The organism is Mycobacteroides sp. H001 (assembly GCF_001440005.1).
Classification (GTDB): domain Bacteria; phylum Actinomycetota; class Actinomycetes; order Mycobacteriales; family Mycobacteriaceae; genus Mycobacterium; species Mycobacterium gwanakae.
Genome location: NZ_LJYH01000020.1, coordinates 60,807 through 77,057, shown reverse-complemented (window position 1 = coordinate 77,057; position 16,251 = coordinate 60,807). Strand labels below are relative to the sequence as shown.

Annotated in this window: 16 protein-coding genes and 1 pseudogene; 9 read left to right on the top strand and 8 right to left on the bottom strand. The window is 64.0% G+C overall.

What is annotated here, in order from left to right; translation table 11 throughout:
- Positions 1–94: 94 nt before the first annotated feature.
- The 3 genes and pseudogenes from AOT83_RS01875 to AOT83_RS01865 all read right to left on the bottom strand — a co-directional run.
- Positions 95–1,087: a hypothetical protein gene (locus AOT83_RS01875; protein ID WP_057965734.1), complete on the bottom strand. Its 993-nt coding sequence runs from the start codon at positions 1,085–1,087 to the stop codon at positions 95–97.
- Between the two features lie 443 nt (positions 1,088–1,530).
- The gene (locus tag AOT83_RS01870) at positions 1,531–2,187 is read right to left on the bottom strand and encodes an MspA family porin (protein ID WP_057965733.1); all 657 of its coding nucleotides are present in this window, start codon (positions 2,185–2,187) and stop codon (positions 1,531–1,533) included.
- 543 nt (positions 2,188–2,730) lie between these two features.
- Positions 2,731–3,120, bottom strand: a pseudogene (locus AOT83_RS01865) (recombinase family protein); the annotation flags it as partial.
- A 136-nt stretch (positions 3,121–3,256) separates the two neighbouring features.
- On the opposite strand from AOT83_RS01865, the gene AOT83_RS27750 reads away from it, so the two are divergent.
- Together AOT83_RS27750 and AOT83_RS01860 are read left to right on the top strand one after the other, a co-directional pair.
- Positions 3,257–3,403 (top strand): hypothetical protein, encoded by a 147-nt coding sequence (locus AOT83_RS27750; protein WP_165592864.1) that lies wholly within the window; start codon positions 3,257–3,259, stop codon positions 3,401–3,403.
- The gene (locus tag AOT83_RS01860; RefSeq protein ID WP_232784662.1) at positions 3,384–4,247 is read left to right on the top strand and encodes a VWA domain-containing protein; all 864 of its coding nucleotides are present in this window, start codon (positions 3,384–3,386) and stop codon (positions 4,245–4,247) included. Before AOT83_RS27750 ends, AOT83_RS01860 begins: the two co-directional genes overlap by 20 nt.
- Here AOT83_RS01860 and AOT83_RS01855 read toward each other — a convergent pair.
- A complete protein-coding gene (locus AOT83_RS01855; RefSeq protein ID WP_030095828.1) occupies positions 4,244–4,906 on the bottom strand; it encodes a helix-turn-helix domain-containing protein in 663 nt (220 codons plus the stop codon). The two genes, AOT83_RS01860 and AOT83_RS01855, sit on opposite strands and share 4 nt — an antisense overlap.
- Before the next feature lie 62 nt (positions 4,907–4,968).
- Here AOT83_RS01855 and AOT83_RS01850 point away from each other — a divergent pair, with 62 nt between their 5' ends.
- From AOT83_RS01850 to AOT83_RS01825, 6 genes are all read left to right on the top strand, one after another.
- Entirely contained in the window at positions 4,969–5,787 is an 819-nt protein-coding gene (locus AOT83_RS01850; RefSeq protein ID WP_057965732.1) for a Coq4 family protein, read from the top strand.
- A 273-nt stretch (positions 5,788–6,060) separates the two neighbouring features.
- On the top strand, positions 6,061–7,026 hold the full coding sequence (locus AOT83_RS01845) for an alpha/beta hydrolase (protein ID WP_057965731.1): 966 nt from the start codon (positions 6,061–6,063) through the stop codon (positions 7,024–7,026).
- Positions 7,023–8,216: an LLM class flavin-dependent oxidoreductase gene (locus tag AOT83_RS01840; RefSeq protein ID WP_057965730.1), complete on the top strand. Its 1,194-nt coding sequence runs from the start codon at positions 7,023–7,025 to the stop codon at positions 8,214–8,216. Before AOT83_RS01845 ends, AOT83_RS01840 begins: the two co-directional genes overlap by 4 nt.
- Positions 8,216–9,247: a zinc-binding dehydrogenase gene (locus AOT83_RS01835; RefSeq protein ID WP_057965729.1), complete on the top strand. Its 1,032-nt coding sequence runs from the start codon at positions 8,216–8,218 to the stop codon at positions 9,245–9,247. The genes AOT83_RS01840 and AOT83_RS01835 overlap by 1 nt, the downstream gene beginning before the upstream one ends.
- 24 nt (positions 9,248–9,271) lie before the next feature.
- Positions 9,272–10,021, top strand: a complete 750-nt coding sequence (locus AOT83_RS01830; protein WP_057965728.1) for an SIMPL domain-containing protein — start codon at positions 9,272–9,274, stop codon at positions 10,019–10,021.
- Between the two features lie 3 nt (positions 10,022–10,024).
- Complete coding sequence (locus tag AOT83_RS01825) at positions 10,025–10,633, top strand: SIMPL domain-containing protein (protein WP_030095834.1); 609 nt, start codon at positions 10,025–10,027, stop codon at positions 10,631–10,633.
- 28 nt (positions 10,634–10,661) lie between these two features.
- Here AOT83_RS01825 and hpt read toward each other — a convergent pair whose 3' ends face one another.
- The gene (gene hpt / locus AOT83_RS01820) at positions 10,662–11,243 is read right to left on the bottom strand and encodes a hypoxanthine phosphoribosyltransferase (protein WP_030095835.1); all 582 of its coding nucleotides are present in this window, start codon (positions 11,241–11,243) and stop codon (positions 10,662–10,664) included.
- Between the two features lie 89 nt (positions 11,244–11,332).
- On the opposite strand from hpt, the gene AOT83_RS01815 reads away from it, so the two are divergent.
- Positions 11,333–12,829 (top strand): NAD(P)/FAD-dependent oxidoreductase, encoded by a 1,497-nt coding sequence (locus AOT83_RS01815; RefSeq protein ID WP_057965727.1) that lies wholly within the window; start codon positions 11,333–11,335, stop codon positions 12,827–12,829.
- Here the strand turns inward: AOT83_RS01815 and tilS are convergent.
- The 3 genes from tilS to dacB form a co-directional block, all read right to left on the bottom strand.
- On the bottom strand, positions 12,826–13,701 hold the full coding sequence (gene tilS, locus AOT83_RS01810) for a tRNA lysidine(34) synthetase TilS (protein WP_057965741.1): 876 nt from the start codon (positions 13,699–13,701) through the stop codon (positions 12,826–12,828). The two genes, AOT83_RS01815 and tilS, sit on opposite strands and share 4 nt — an antisense overlap.
- A gap of 56 nt (positions 13,702–13,757) precedes the next feature.
- Positions 13,758–14,759, bottom strand: a complete 1,002-nt coding sequence (locus tag AOT83_RS01805) for a zinc-dependent metalloprotease (RefSeq protein WP_234797662.1) — start codon at positions 14,757–14,759, stop codon at positions 13,758–13,760.
- Positions 14,760–14,827: 68 nt separating this feature from the next.
- Positions 14,828–16,225 (bottom strand): D-alanyl-D-alanine carboxypeptidase/D-alanyl-D-alanine-endopeptidase, encoded by a 1,398-nt coding sequence (gene dacB / locus AOT83_RS01800; RefSeq protein ID WP_057965725.1) that lies wholly within the window; start codon positions 16,223–16,225, stop codon positions 14,828–14,830.
- Positions 16,226–16,251 lie beyond the last annotated feature (26 nt).

Sequence of the window (16,251 nt, the reverse complement as noted above, 5' to 3'; positions counted from 1 at the left end):
GAGCGGGCAGGGTCTGCGTGGGCGCATCCTCATTCATCGACAAGATCCTTTTCCCCGGAATTGTGCTGCGAAAAGTGCTGTGTAGGTATACATGTCAGGCTCCCGTTCCTGCGGCCGTGGGACCGGGAACCATGTTTTCTTTGGCCCAGCGGGTATGCCCGTTGGCCGCTGCTAGACAACCCTCGTAGTCGTCGCCGTCGTGCCCGACCGCTGTGACACACGCGTTCGTCAGATCAGCCATAAACGTGTTCTCACACGTCAAGGCGCTGGTGTGGACGGGGGCCGCGCTCATGCACGCGGCCAGCCGCGCGCAGGACGGCACGAAATCAGCAGCTGCGCCAGGGGTTCCATCGTTGTCGGCGCCGCGGAATTGCGGCGGACCGGACACACACCGGCCATCCTTGGCGACCGGCGGACGCTGAGGTCCCTGATCACCCTGAGCCACCGCCGGGATGGTGGTGCTAGCGCGGTAGGCCACGGTGATCGTGACGGGAAAATTGAGCAGCCCGACCTCGCCGACGTTCAGGTTCACATCGGATTGCTGATACAGATAGCTCCCGCCGATGGACGGGGACACAGCGATAGAGTTTCCGGCGCCATCGCGGGCCTCGGGGATGCTCAATGCCCCGATAATCGCTGCCGGACGCCCGGGGGCGGCGTCGGTCTCAACCACCACAGCTTGAGCGGCTTGGCGCAGATGAGTGCCGTCGGGGTACCTGACTCCTAACGTGAAGTCACTGGGCGAGATGAAGGTTTTTCGGATCATGCGAATATCGACACCGCCGCCAGCATCAGGAATCACCACATAGTCAACAGGGCCTGACCCGTACGCAGCCGCACCACCCTCACCCCAATTAGCAGCAGTCAAGGCGCGTTCGTTGGGTAAGTGAATGATGACTTGCTTACCTGGCCACGCAGTCGCAGCATGCACACCATCGGACGCAATCGGAGGCACCGCAGCCACCGAGCGCTCACGCGGCTCAGCCAAGGGCCGCCCCATGCCGTTGCCCATACCCAGCCCCGAATTCGTACTGGTACGCGCACCACCGATGAACGCATCACGCGGTAGCGAATCAGGTTGAGGCACCGCCAACGGCGGCGGAGCCGGCGCAGGCGGGCCAGGAGTTGCTGGATCAGCCCCAGCAGGCCAGCTGGCACCAGCGGCCAGCAAGACCGCCGCCAACATGGCCACCGCACTACCTACCACAGCGACACGAGCACCCGCCCGAACACTGGACGCACGGGCAGGTTGCTGGGCGACAGTACCTGCGGGGACACGGCGGCAGGTGATCACACGTACCGCCGTCTGCGCCATCGCTGTGAACCTTCCCGAAACATTAGTTGTCTGCAGTCAAGGTGTAATCGAGGTTTAGCCAACCAAGATGTGCTGGTTTATCTGAGGATATTGCTGTGCAGTTACCGAGTCAACTCGATAGTTGACTGTTTCCTGAACTATAACGACCGTGTCGGGCACGGATTTGATCGGTGTTATCGGTGTCGGTGCGGGCGTGCTGGTCATATCGCGGAGTCCTACAGGTCTTTGGGGTTGCCGTAGACGGTTTGGGTGTCGTTGCCATTCTCGGTGCGGATCCGGAAGGTGGCGAAGGACTGGATCTTGACCTGGCCGCCACAGCCATCGGCTTCCACGTTCTGGTTGCGCACACGCGAGACGGCACGCATGTTGCGGAAATTGATGCGATCCATCGGCAACTTCGCCAATCCGCCCGGCTTCAACAGCACACGGATGTAGCCGCCGATATGTTCTTGAGCGCCCAACGATCCGCCGCCGGAAACACCTCCGAAACCGCCACCCCCACCGCCGCTATTGGAGCCCTGGCCATAGCCGCCGCCATAGCCTTGCCCGAACACGGACTGGTTCAACGTCAATCCCAGGTCGCCGCCGGTTTCCACACCAGCCGACGAGTCGGTGCGACATCCCACGAAGTACCCCGTCTCCAGCTGCCCGTCCTGGATCACGGCGCTGCCCTGGCCAGTGATGGTGGCCTCCGCCCGGTACGACACCCGCGCCTGCCACGAATTACTCGCCCCGGCGATGTTGTCGATGTGATCGATCACCTCGTTGGACATGGCTAACCCGACCGTCCAGCCATCATCGGTCACGAACTGCTGATACTGATCCGGCACCCCCTGCGGATCAGCAACAGCGGTCGGCATTGTGGCCGACATTGCCACAACGGTTACCGCCGCAGCCCATACTCGCGCGGGTCGAAGGTCGTGTGTGGGGCGCTCCCCGCAGGAGCTCGCTGACAATGCCATACATTTCCCCCCCTCATTCTCATTTCCCCGAGACCTGATCCAGCAACACCGGAACACACCCGACACGGGCCCAAAGGTCTGCGTGGCCGGTACGCTATGCCGTCGCTAGAGACCATGTCAACCGCACCAACATGTGATCTTGATCGTGCATTGGCTTTGCTTGAGCGACCAGGCATCGTGCAACCCGGCGCACGGCCACGGCGTGGTTGGCAATGTGCGCAAACTGTGCAAGCTGGCAGCGCCAACTGCGCACTCTCACCACATTCTCATGATCTGGCAATGGTCCGCATACCGCGCTCGCGACCCTGCCCTTGATCTGGCCTAGCTACATAGGGTGCTCGTGCTAGTTTTTGCTACCGGCGTTCCGGGCACGCAGCGTAGCGATAGCGCGCCGACTGCGGCCGACCTCCCCGGACCTCTGCAACGGAGACCATCAATACCGGTGACGGAGTGCTACGCGCCGTCTCCCTCGCCTGCGGCTCGTGCTCGCACGTTGTAGACGGTGGCGCGTGACACCCCGAACTCGCGCGCTAGATCTGGATGCTCGCCGTTGGCCAGCCGCTCCAACAATGCCGTCGCCTGCTCCTCGGTCAACGCTGGCTTGCGGCCCTTGTAGACGCCCTTGGCTTTCGCGAGCTCGATGCCTTCCCGCTGACGTTCCTTGATCATCGATCGCTCGAACTCCGCCACCGCGCCCAGCATCGACAGCAGCAGCGTGGACATCGGCGAATCGTCGCCCGTGAATGTGAGGTTCTCCTTGACGAAGTGGACGCGCACACCCCGAGCGGTCAGCTCCCGCACGGTGCGCCGTAGATCCTCCAGCGACCGCGCCAGCCGATCCATCGGCGCGCTCCAGCACCGCAACTGCAGACGTCACGTTGACCTCCAATTTCGTCGGGACCGCGATGTGCAGGCCAGTCAGCTTGTCGTGCTTGTCCTGGACATCCGCGATGGCTTGTAGCGCCTGGACGGCCGTGGTGTGCCGGTTCGCCGTCCGGGCCCGGGCCACGACCTCGTAGAGCTGGGCGATGACCTGTCGGTAGTTGCCGGCGCTGTAGGCGCGGGCGAGTTCCTGGTCCTCGGCGGGCATTCGTTGGATGTGTTTCTTGACGGCGTTGAAGGCTGAAGCCGCCAATGATCGACATGCCAAGGCCAATCAAGCAGGGGAAGCTCTTGCGGAGCGCCTGACCAGCGGCAACGGCGCAGATGCCTTGACGAGTGCGGGATTCCGTGGACCGGACTTCGCGCCACTGGCGGGCAAGGGGGTGGGCGCGATCGAGACACTCACCGTGAACGACCTGACCGCGTTCGACACCGCGATGCGCCGATACGCGGTGCTGGCCTTGCCTTCTCGAATGCTTGCCGTTCTCGATGTCTCCGGCTCGATGAAGTTCTCCGCGGGGCAGACCACCCGTGTCGGTCTGTTGAGCCAGGCTATCGACAACGGGCTTCCGCTGTTCCCCGAGAACGCACAGATCGGCCTGTGGGCCTTCTCGATCGACAAGGGCGGGCCGGGGCAGGACTGGAAAGACCTGCTGCCCATCCGCACGCTCGGCGAGAAGGTGGGCGATAGGACTCAACGTCAGCTTCTGGCGGATGAGGGCCACGGCCTGGACGCCCTAGTCGGCGGTGGAACCGGCTTGTACGACACCACACTCGCGGCATTCCGCAAGGTCCAGTCGACATACGACCCGCACTACGTCAACAGCGTGGTGATCATCACCGACGGAGCGAATGAGGATCCGAACGGCATCTCCTTGGACCAACTGCTCGCAACATTGAAGAAAGAGCAAGACCCGGCACGGCCCGTTGTGCTCATCACCCTCGGCATCACAGAAGACGCCGATGCCGCTGTCCTCAAACAGATTTCGGACGCCACCCCGGGAGGGGGCAGCCGCGTCGCACGCAGCGCGGATGAGATCCCCAACATTGTCATCGATCTCATCAGGGCTCGAACCGCTGCCCGCTAGACGAACACGGCCTCGGGCGCGGGAGGGTTGGCGAGCAACGTGGGCAGCACGAAAACCCTGACGTAGCGGCGAACCTGCTCCGGATTATCGGTTCCCGGGATCAGCCCGAGGAGCAGCGACAACGCCACCGACAACACGTACCGCGCGGCGTCCTCGGGCCGTACCCCCTGCCGCACCTCCGCCATCCGGGTACTGAACACACCTGCGTATAGCGAGGTCAACAGGTCGATGAGATTGGGCGCGTTGACAATCAACGAAGCGACCGTGCCGCGATCATCGCGGTCGGCCAGCACGCGCAGTAGCGGATTGGCGCCGACCTCCACGGAAACGATCACCATCGATTCCGGAATGATCTCGGCCAGGTCCTTGAGCACGATAAGACGACCGATCATGTTGGTGATCTCGCTCATCGTCGCGCGGACCACCAAGGCATCCATCAGATCGTCCCGGTTCCGGAAATGCCGATACACCACGGCTCGGCTGTATCCGGCTTCCCGCGCAATGGCTTCCATCGTGGATGCGCCGTATCCGCGCTCGACGAACAGCCGCTCCGCAGCATCAAGGAGCTGCGCCTGCGCCTGCTGGGCGGTGTTACCGCCACCCGGCGGCCTACCGCGTCCACGTGGAACCTTGCTCACTCCCTCACTCTTACGAGCCACCCCGCAGCCGCCTCCTTGGGAAATATATTGACACTTTCATGTATTTGCCTATTATTAATCGCATGCAAAACGACCTGGCCAAATACTCTAATCCCGGCGGTGTCGTACCGGACCGCACGACGTGGACTCCCTGGCTGAAGGCTTGGCGCATGCTGATTGACGCCAAGTACCACGGCGACATCTATGAGGCGTTCCTCGGCATGGAGGCGCCGGTCTTCGCGCGTTCCTACTATCAGGTGCGGGCCCATCCGAACGGCCGAAAGCTGTTCAAAAACAAGCCAGACCTGCTCGCCGTGCTCAACGATGTGGAGTATCTGAATTCCCTGCCATTCGGCAGCCTGGGGCACGCCTACCTGTCGTTCCTGAACACCAACAAACTCGACGCAGGCGTCTTCGGCGAAGCGAACATCATCAGGCCGATCGCCGAGAAGAACAACTGGGACGAGGACTTCTACTACATGATCATCAGGGGCACCGCACTTCATGACATGTTCCACACCATCGGCGGTTATGGTCCCGACATGGCTGGAGAAATGGCTAACATCGGATTCCATTGCGGACAAATGGAACCCGCAGGACCGCTGGAGAAGCTCGGGATGTTCGGCGCCCTCACCCTGCCGGGCGCTTCAGCGCCGTTCAAACTCCGCTACTACCGCCAGGCGGTGGAGCGTGGCCGTCGCGCCGACCTGCTGATGGCCGCGCCCTGGGAGGAGTTACTCGAACTGCCCTATCGCCAGGCCCAGTCGGCCCTGGGGGTGAGTCCGGTCGAGGTGGCACATCCGCAAGGTAGGTGGACCACCGAATGGACACCGCCTTCCATCAAGCCGCCGACACCCTGGAACTACGAGCGCATCCTCGACGCGGGCCCTATCGCGGCCTGAATCTCCACCGAATCAACACGATTCACCCACGCGGGGACCCGCGGCGATTCATATTCTGACGAGATCGCCAAAATGTCTAATATTTCGAATACCCTCGTACGCAACATCGGTGAGGGGCCGAGCGCCTTCGATCACTCCGGTATGACCGGCAATCGGCATCCTGGTCGCCGATTGTGTGTTGTGGTTTAGTGGCAATCACAACGCTGATGAGCCTGTGCGGCGAAGAAGCGACAACAACGCTGTTGGCCACCCTCAGAAGGTGAGAATGCGCTAATGACCGATGCCGCTGTGGATATCCGGGAACGTGACATCGCCACGAACGGCGTGCACCTGCGCATCGTCGAGGCGGGTGAGCAGGGCCAGCCCGTAGTCGTTCTGGCCCATGGCTTCCCTGAGTTGGCCTACTCCTGGCGCCACCAGATTCCGGCACTCGCCGCCGCCGGATATCACGTGATCGCCCCCGACCAGCGGGGTTATGGCAGGTCGAGTTCACCGGCGCACATCGACGACTACAACATCGAAGCGCTGTCCGATGACCTGCTGGGCATCCTGGACGAGGTGGGCGCCGGCAAGGCGACCTTCATCGGGCACGACTGGGGCGCCGTCGTCACCTGGCATACCGCACTCGCCGTCCCCGAACGCGTCGAAGGTGTCGCCGGGCTGTCGGTCCCCTTCACCCGGCGTAGCCAGGTGGCTCCCACCCAGGCGTGGAAAAAGCTGTTCGGCGACAACTTCTTCTACATCCTGTACTTCCAGGAGCCGGGGGTCGCAGACGCCGATCTCAGCCGTGATCCCACCGCCACGATGCGCCGCATGCTGATAGGCATGGCCCACACCGACGGCGCCACGATGATCGCACCCGGCCCGGCCGGATTCATCGAGCGCATGTCCGATCCCGGCGAGCTTCCCGGATGGCTGAGCCAGACCGAACTGGACCATTACGTCGCGGAATTTACCCGCACGGGGTTCACTGGAGGGCTGAACTGGTACCGGAATTTCGATCGCAACTGGGCGCTGACCGAGCGCCTGGCCGGAGCCAATGTCGTTGTGCCCTCTTTATTCATCGCGGGCGCAGCCGACCCTGTTCTCGGTTTCACCGACCACGCGGGGAGTCTGAAATACCGCACCGATAACCGCGGTGACATCCTGATCGATGGCGCTGGACACTGGATTCAGCAGGAGCGGCCCGACGAGGTCAATGCCGCGCTCCTGGAATTCCTGCAACAGGTTGCGCGATGAGCACCCCACTGCGATTCGGTGCCTTCATCACCCCGTTTCATCCTGTCGGCCAAAACCCCACCACCGCACTGGAGTACGACCTAGACCGGGTGGTTGCCCTGGATCGGCTGGGTTATGACGAGGCCTGGTTTGGTGAGCATCACTCCGGCGGCTACGAGTTGATCTCCTGCCCCGAAGTCTTCATTGCCGCTGCGGCCGAGCGCACCAAACACATCAGGCTGGGCACCGGGGTGGTGTCACTGCCCTACCACCATCCATTGATGGTGGTGGATCGCTGGATTCTGCTGGACCACATCACCCGGGGCCGTGTCATATTCGGTACCGGACCCGGTGCGCTGCCGACGGACGCGTACATGATGGGCATCGACCCGCTCGATCAGCGCCAGATGCAGGAGGAGTCGCTGGAGGCGATCCTGGCGCTGCTGCGCGCGGCACCGGATGAGCGCATCAGCCGCGAAACATCCTGGTTCACTTTGCGGGATGCACAGCTGCAGCTGCGCCCCTACACCCACCCCTATCCGGAAATCCTTACCGCGGCGATGTTTTCCCCTTCGGGTCCGCGGCTGGCCGGAAAGCTCGGCGCAGGCCTGCTGTCCTTGTCGGCATCGATCCCGGGTGGATTCGCGGCATTGGAGAACGCCTGGGAAGTGGTGCGTGAACAGGCGGCCGCCCACGGCCATCCCGAACCAGATCGGTCCAGTTGGCGGGTGCTCGGCATCATGCACCTCGCCGAAACACGCGAGCAGGCCATCGAGGACTGTACGTACGGTCTGCCGGACTACGCACACTACTTCGGCGCCGTTGGGGTGCTGCCGCTTGCGAATGAAGTAGACGGCGCGCAGGCGGACCCACGCGAGTTCGTCAAGGCCTATGTGGACGAAGGGAACTGCTGCATCGGGACTCCCGACGATGCCATCGACTACGTCCAGGGCCTGCTCGACAAGTCGGGCGGCTTCGGTACATTCCTGATGCTGGGGCACGATTGGGCTTCACCGGAGGCCACGTTCAAATCCTATGAACTGTTTGCCCGCAAGGTGATTCCGCATTTTACGGGACAGCTCACCGCCGCCAGGATCTCGCACGACTGGGCGCAGGCCAAGCGCGGCGAGCTCCTGGGCCGTGCCGGCGAGGCCGTCGCCAAGGCCATCGTCGAACATCAGAACGACCGCGCACAGAACGGGCATGCGTGATGCGAGCATCGGTGCTGCGCAACGGCGCGATGGTCTATCGAGACGATGTGGCCGACCCGATGCCCGGAGAAGGACAGGTACTCGTCAAGGTCACCGCATGCGGAATCTGCGGATCCGACCTTCATTTCGCAAAGCACGGTGCGCAAGCGATCGAACTGTCCAAACAGATGGCCGGCATGCCCAGTCTTACCGACGGCGTCAACCTGGAAGCCGACGTCTTCATGGGACATGAGTTCGCCGCAGAAGTGATCGAGGCCGGACCGGGGACGCAGGCCCCCGAGCCAGGGACCCCTGTGACGTCAATTCCAATCTTGCTATCTGCCAAGGGAATCGAACCTATCGTCTATAGCAACAGCACACTCGGCGGCTACGCCGAGCAGATGCTGTTGAGCGCTCCGCTACTGCTGCCCATCCCCAACGGTCTCGACCCGCGGTACGCGGCGCTCACCGAACCGATGGCGGTCGGTCTGCATGCCGTCAACAAATCGGGCATCCAACCCGGTACTGGAGCGATCGTCATCGGGTGTGGCCCGGTCGGCATAGCGGTGATAGCGGCCCTGCATAACCTCGGCATCGAGCCGATTGTCGCCGCGGACTACTCCCCCGCGCGGCGTGATCTGGCCCAGCGCATGGGAGCGCACGAGATCGTCGACCCCGGCGTCGAGCCCACCTTCGAGGCTTGGTCCCGAGCCGGGAAGGGCGCGCCGGTGATCTTCGAGGCCGTCGGGGTGCCGGGCATCCTCAACAATGTGTTGAGGGATGCGCCGCACAGCTCGCGGGTGGTGGTTGTGGGCGTCTGCATGGAGCCCGATGCCATCACCCCCTACTTCGGGATCGCCAAGGAAGTTGCGCTTCAATTCGTGCTCGCCTACGAACCGACAGAGTTCTCCGAGACGCTGCGGCGAATCGCGCACGGCGAGATCGATGTTGCGCACCTCGTCACAGGTGAGGTAGGTCTGGAAGATGTCGGATCGGCATTTGCCGATCTCGGCGATCCGGGGCACCACTGCAAGATTTTGGTGGTGCCGTAAAGGTTGGGGAGGACAGGAAGTGACATGCGGGTACAAAGACGGACAGCGCTGACCCGGACGGCCGCGGTGGCTGCCACCGCAGCGATGGCGGTGCTCCTGGCCGGCTGCGGTGATGATTCCACCGGCAGCCCGGAGTCCACGCGGAATGTGACGGTCGTCGGCAAGGGCGAGGTCAAGGGCGCACCCGATGTCCTGCGCGCCGATGTGGGCGTATCGGTGAGCGCCAAGGATGTCTCCGGGGCACTGTCTCAGGCCAGCGAGAAGGCTCAGGCCGTCATCGACGCCGTGGTCGGCGCCGGGGTGGCCCGCGAGGACGTCCAGACCAACGAGCTGTCCATCCAGCCCGAACAGACCTACCCGCAGGGCGGTCCCGCGCGTATCACCGGGTACAACGCCACCAACTCGGTGCGTATCAACGTCCGTGATCTCAAGAAGGCATCCGAAGTCCTGGACAAGGCAGTGCAGGCCGGCGGCGACGCGGCGCGGCTGTCCGGCGTCAGCTTCGATCTCGACAACGACGCCGACCTGCTGAAGGGTGCGCGGGAGCGCGCCTTCAACGACGCCAAGGCCCGCGCCGAGCAGTACGCCGGCCTATCGGGCTCCAAACTGGGCAAGGTGCTGCGCATCGACGAATCCCACGGATCGGTGCCTCCCCCCGCGCCGATGATGGGGAAGCGGGCACCCATGCAAGCCGACGCGTCGTTCGCGCCACCGCTGGAGCCCGGACAGCAGACGGTGACATTCGAGGTAAGCGTCATCTGGGAGCTGACCTAAGCGATGGGTGACATCACGGTTGTCGGCCACGGCGAGGCCAGCGGTAGTCCCGACGTGTTCATGGCCACGGTCGGTGTGTCAGTCCGCTCACGGCGTATCGCCGGGGTGATGGCCGACGTGAAGGCCAAGGCCCGTGCGGTGATCGATGCGGTACTCGACTCGGGCGTGGCCGCTGAGGACGTGAGAACCGCATGGATGTCTGTGCACCCGCAATTCGACGGCAACAAGATCACCGGGTACTCGGCCGACAACTCGGTGCGGATCACCGTCCGCGACCTGTCGAAGGTCTCCGACGTGCTGGATAAGGCCGTCACCGCGGGAGGTGAGGCCGCACAGCTGTCCGGGGTCAGCTTTGATCTGCAGGACAGCACCGATCTCGCGACCCAAGCACGTGAACGGGCATTCGCCGATGCCAGGGCCCGGGCCGAGCAGTACGCAACCCTGTCCGGGGGGACGCTGGGCAAGGTGCTGCGCATCGACGAGACCGGGAGCCATTCGAGCCCATCCCCACGCGCAGAGTTCGCGATGCTGCGTGCAGCGAGCGGGCCACCGGTGGAGGCGGGTCAGCAGACCGTCAGCGCCGACATCACCGTGACGTGGGAGCTGACATGAGCACTCACGCGAAGACCGTCAAAGACAGTTAGTCGGTATAGACGCGCGGGTGCAGCGTTCCGATGAAAGGCAGATCGCGGTAGCGCTCGCCGTAGTCGAGCCCGTAACCGACCACGAATTCATTGGGGATCTCGAAGCCGACGAGAGCCACATCGACGTCGACCTTCTTAGCCTCGGGCTTGCGCAGCAGCGACACCACATTCAGCGACCGTGGGCCGCGCGAGGCGAGGTTCCGCATGAGCCAGCTCAGGGTCAGCCCGGAATCGATGATGTCCTCGACGATCAGGACGTCGAGGTTCTGGATGTCCCTATCCAGATCCTTGAGGATGCGCACCACACCGGAGGACGAGGTTGCCGAGCCATACGAGCTGACCGCCATGAACTCCATCTGGGTCGGGATGGGGATGGCCCTGGCCAAATCCGAGACAAACATGACGGCACCCTTGAGCACGGTCACCAGCAGCAGGTCGCCCTCGATATCGCGATACTTTTCGCCGATGGCGGCGCCAAGCTCCTGAGTCCGGGCACGAATCTGCTCCTCGGTGAGGAGCACCGATTTCACGTCGCCGCTGTATTGCTCGCCGCATGACTGTTGCTGTTCGCAGGTCACGACGGACAGCGTGCCATGGAGAACGCAAGCTCACCAAGCCGGTGACATTGGCTAGTGACTTTGTTTACGAAATAGGCCACTATGGAAACGTGAGCAATGGCGCTTACGGAGCAGGCGACGAGCTGCCGTCCCGCGATATCCGCGTGGTGGTAATCGGGGCCGGCATGTCCGGTCTGTGTATGGCCTCCACCCTCCGGCACCGGGGCATCACCAACTTCACCGTCTACGAGAAGGCCGACGAGGTCGGCGGAACCTGGCGGGACAACACCTACCCAGGTCTGCAGTGCGACGTGCCGTCGCGCTACTACTCCTACTCCTTCGCCCCGAATCCCGGTTGGAGCAAAGGCTTCTCACCAGGTCCCGAAATCCACCAGTACTTCGTGAGATTCGCCGACGAGCAGGGTCTGCGCCGGAACATCCGCTTCGGCGCAGCCGTCACCCGGGCCGAATGGGTAGATGGGCCGGACCAGCCCCACTGGGAGTTGGACATTTCCGACGGCAGCCGTGACACCGCCGATGTCGTGGTCAGTGCCACCGGAGTGCTGCACCTTCCTCGCCTTCCCGATATCGACGGCCTGCGAACATTCGCCGGCCCGTGCTTTCACTCGGCGCGGTGGGATCACTCGGTGCAGTGCGCGGGGAAACGGGTCGGGCTTATCGGTACCGGATCCTCGGGGGTCCAGATCATCGGTGCACTCGCCACCGAGGTGCGGAGCCTCTCGGTGTTCCAGCGCTCGGCACAGTGGGTCGCACCAGTGCCCAACTTCACCTACTCGTCCATGTCGAAATCTATGTGGTCCCGGGTACCAATACTGAACAGGTTCTCTTATCGCTTGTGGCGCTTCTACTTCGAACGGGGCGTGGGTGGATCAGTGGTCAATCCCGGTGTACGGCGCCGACTCATCCAGGGGTTCGTGCGGGCATCGCATCGGCTGCTCATCCGCGATCGCGCGCTGCGCGAGAAGCTGCATCCCGATTACGAGCCGCTGTGCCGGCGACTGGTCATGTCGGTGCCGTTCTTCAAAGCGGTACAACGCCCCAACGTCGCGGTGCTCACCGACGGTATCGAACGCATCGTGCCACAGGGCGTCATCACAAAAGATGGAGTTCTGCATGAGCTGGATATCCTGGTGTGTGCCACGGGTTTTGATGCTCATTCCTATTTGCGACCGATGGAGGTGATTGGCCGCGCCGGGGTGAAGCTCAGCGAGGTGTGGAGTGACGGGCCGCGCGCATACCGCGCCGTGGGCCTGGCCGGATTCCCGAACTTCTTTCTCCTGATCGGGCCGAACAGTCCGATCGGAAACAATTCGCTGATCTCTATCGCCGAGACGCAGGTGAAGTTCGCGATGCATTGGATCGACGAGATACGTTATGGCCGAGTTCAATCGGTGGCACCGACCGCGCATGCCGCGGATGCCTTCAACGCCGAGGTGCGCCGGGCCATGCCCAATACCGTGTGGTCCTCGGGATGTGACAGCTGGTATCTGGGAGCCGACGGCGTACCGGAGCTGTGGCCCTGGCCTCCCGTCGACTACCGCCGCACGCTCACCTCGCCGAATCGCGAGGACTTCGCAATCACTTAGACGTCGTGGATCGACAGCACCAGCCGGTCACCCGATCTCGAGGCCACCAGGCGCTGGTACGGCAAATCTGCGCCCACCGCGACCCCGCCCTGCCCATGCCATTGTGCAACGAGCCCATCCACCGCGCGAATCTGGTTGTCGTTCAGATCCTGTGCGCCACCAGCCAACAGCCAAAGCCTGATCACCCTTCTCCGTACGGCGGGCGCCAAATTGCGCAGACCCGAAACCTCCAGAGAACCCGTACCGGCGAAGGCCGCCCGCGCCTGCTCGTCGAGCGCATCCCCGTCCTCGCGTAGCGAGGCCGCCGTTCGGGCAAGGGCCTCGGCCACGCCGCCTCCGAGAACCTGCTCCAGTAACGGCAGCACCTCGTGACGCAGGCGCACCCGGACGAAGCGCGGATCGACATTGTGCGGGTCTTCCCATGGAGTGAGCCCCCATTCGGTGCAGGCTGCACGCGTCTCGGTGCGGCGAACATCCAGGAACGGGCGCCCCCAGGGGTCATCCCACGGGCGCATTCCGGCAATGGAACGTGCCCCCGATCCTCGCCCGAGTCCCAGCAGCACCGTCTCAGCCTGATCGTCGAGAGTATGGGCAAGAAGCACGGGCAGCCCGTCACTGGCCTTGCGCAGCGCGGCATACCGGGCAGTCCTGGCAGCCGCTTCCAGACCACCCGGGCCGTCAACGGCCACCGAAAGAACCAATGCGTCACGACATCCCAGGGCCAGCGCCCGATTCCGCGCCTGGGCCGCGACCTCGGCCGAGCCCTGCTGCAGCCCGTGGTCGACGATCAACGCGGTCACCGCCCAGTCCTGCCCGACGGCAGCCGCCGCGAGCGCCAGCGAGTCAGCGCCACCCGAGAGCGCCACGGTGATAGCGGTGGCATTCGGGAGGTGCTGCGCACCAAAGGCTTTGACAGCCCGCCGCAGCGCTAGAGAACTCGGGCGATCCATAGGTCCGGGTCCTCGATTTCGGCTGGCTTGGGCAACGTCTGGGGGTCTTGCCAGATGGTGTTGAAGCGCTCCATCCCCACCGTTCCCACCACATGGTCGACAAATCTCTTGCCACGGGTGTACTGACGCATCTTGGCATCCATGCCGATGAGCGCACGGATGACCCGTTGCAGCGGTGGCTGCTTGCGTGAACGCCGCGCCTCGAAGCGCGACCTTATGGATGCCACCGAGGGGACCACGGCGGGGCCAACCGCATCCATGACATGGTCGGCATGTCCTTCGAGAAGGGTGCCCAGCACCAGCAGACGATCCAGTGCATCCCTGCCGCTGTCGGATTGCATAGCGCGCAGCAAGTCGACAATCCCGTTCTCGCCCTGCCCCTTCGGGGATCGGACAAACTCGGCCAGCCTGCCGAGCATCCCGGCCACATCTTCTTCCTGTTCATGTGCGAGTGTTGCCAACGTGCCCGACATGTAGTCCGCCAGCCATGGATTGGCCGAGAACTGCACACGGTGCGTCACCTCATGCAGACACACCCACATCCGGAAATCACTTGGCCTCACCCGAAGCTGACGTTCCACCGCGATGATGTTCGGATACACCAGCAGTAACGCGCCCGCCCCTTCCGCCGTGAACGGGTCGTACTGTCCGAGAATGCCCGACGAGACGAAGGCCAGCACGGCGCCGGTTTGCGCCCCGGTGACGCGGCCGGACAAAAACCCCGAGGCGCCGCCGTCACCGCCGGCCATCACCCGCATGGACTCGGCTGCCGCCGTAATCCAGCTGGGGCGGTCAATGATCCGCGCCTCCGGAACCACCAGCCCATCGGCCAAGCCGGTGAGCTCACGCACCGGAGCTTCCGCACGCCGCGCCGCATCCGAGAGCTCAGCGATGGCCTGCTGGCGGGTGTACTCGGTGGTGGGCGGCGCGGGTCGTGCCAGCTTGGCGCCCACGGTGGCCGCGAACTCCCAGTTGACCATGCGGCCAACCGTCAACTCGGGACGCTCGGTTCCGGCTCCGCGCTTCGCGACGCGATCCGGCGTGGTCATCAGCTACATCCGCATGACCGCAGCACCGCCGCGGTGTTATCCACCGCGTTGCGCGCGGTGGGGGCGGTGGCCTGGTTCTGCATCAACGTGAAGGTGAGCACCCGGCCGCTGATGTCGGTGACCACACCTGCCAGTGTGTTCACCCCGGTGAGCGACCCGGTTTTGGCGCGCAACCAGCCCGCCGAGGTTTGGTTTTGGAGGACGAAGCGTTCCGAGAGTGTGCCGCTGCCGCCGGCGATGGGCAGCACATCCAGCAGCGGTCGCAGCTTCGGCTGATCGGGGCCAGCGGCCGCTCCGATGACCTCGTCGAGGGTGCGTGCCGTCACCCTGTCGTCCACCGACAACCCACTGGAATCACGCAATGTCAGGCCCGTGAGATCGATTCCTGCGCTGCGTAACTGGCTCGTGACGGCATCGACGGTTCCGGAGAAGGTCTGCGGTCGGCCCGATGCCAGCGCCACCTCGCGCCCGATTGTCTCTGCCATGACATTGTCGGAGGCATTCATCATCTCCCGCAGCCGCTCCATCAGCGGCGCCGACTGCACGGAAGCAATGGGTTTCGCTGTCGAGGGCGCAGCATCCAATCGCACCGTATCCGGGTCAGCCCCCAGCGCGATGGCGAGTGCACGCCCCGCGTCCAATGCGGGAGTGGTGGAACGGCGTGAGTCATAGTCGGTCGGCTGTGTGCGGCCGGCATCGAGCATCACGGCCTGGATCGGCGCGACGTCACCGCCGTCGATATCTGCCGGATCCCACCCGGGTGCCATCGACGGTCCGCCAAATCGGCTGATATCCACGGTGATTGAGGTGACGGTGACGCCCGACTTGCGCACCTGATCGGCAAGATCGCTGATACGGGCGGCATCGCGGTACCACGTGTCGGTGCCCGCCGGCGCCGCGCTGAGGATCGGGTCTCCGCCACCGACCAGTGTCACCAATCCGCGCTGCCCCGCGGTATCAGCGACTACCGAAGTGGTGAGTTTGGCGTCGCGCTCGAGGGTGATCAGCGCCGCCGCCGCGGTCAGCACCTTGTTGGTGGACGCCGGCACCATCGGCACGGTCGAACCCTGTTGCCACAACTCGCGGCCCGTCAGCGCATCGGTGACCCGGCCGGTGAACATCGCGAGCGCCGGATCGGCCAGCGCCTTGTCCAGCGCCTGCGCCAGCCCGTCCACCGTCGGAACCGGCGCGGAATCGGAAACCGGAACAACGCCGGGCTTGGGGCTGACGAGCACCGGCTCCGGATCGGCGCCCTGCAATTGATGGGAGGTGGCGGCTCCGGTGGTCAGCGAGGCCACAAGTACCAACGCGGCAATCGCCAGTACGACGGCGACGGCGAGCAGGACATGGGTAGAGCGCCGCCAGCGACGCGGATCAAGTGCCCTGGCGGTGACCATGCTCTGCAGGGTATCGCTATCCTGGT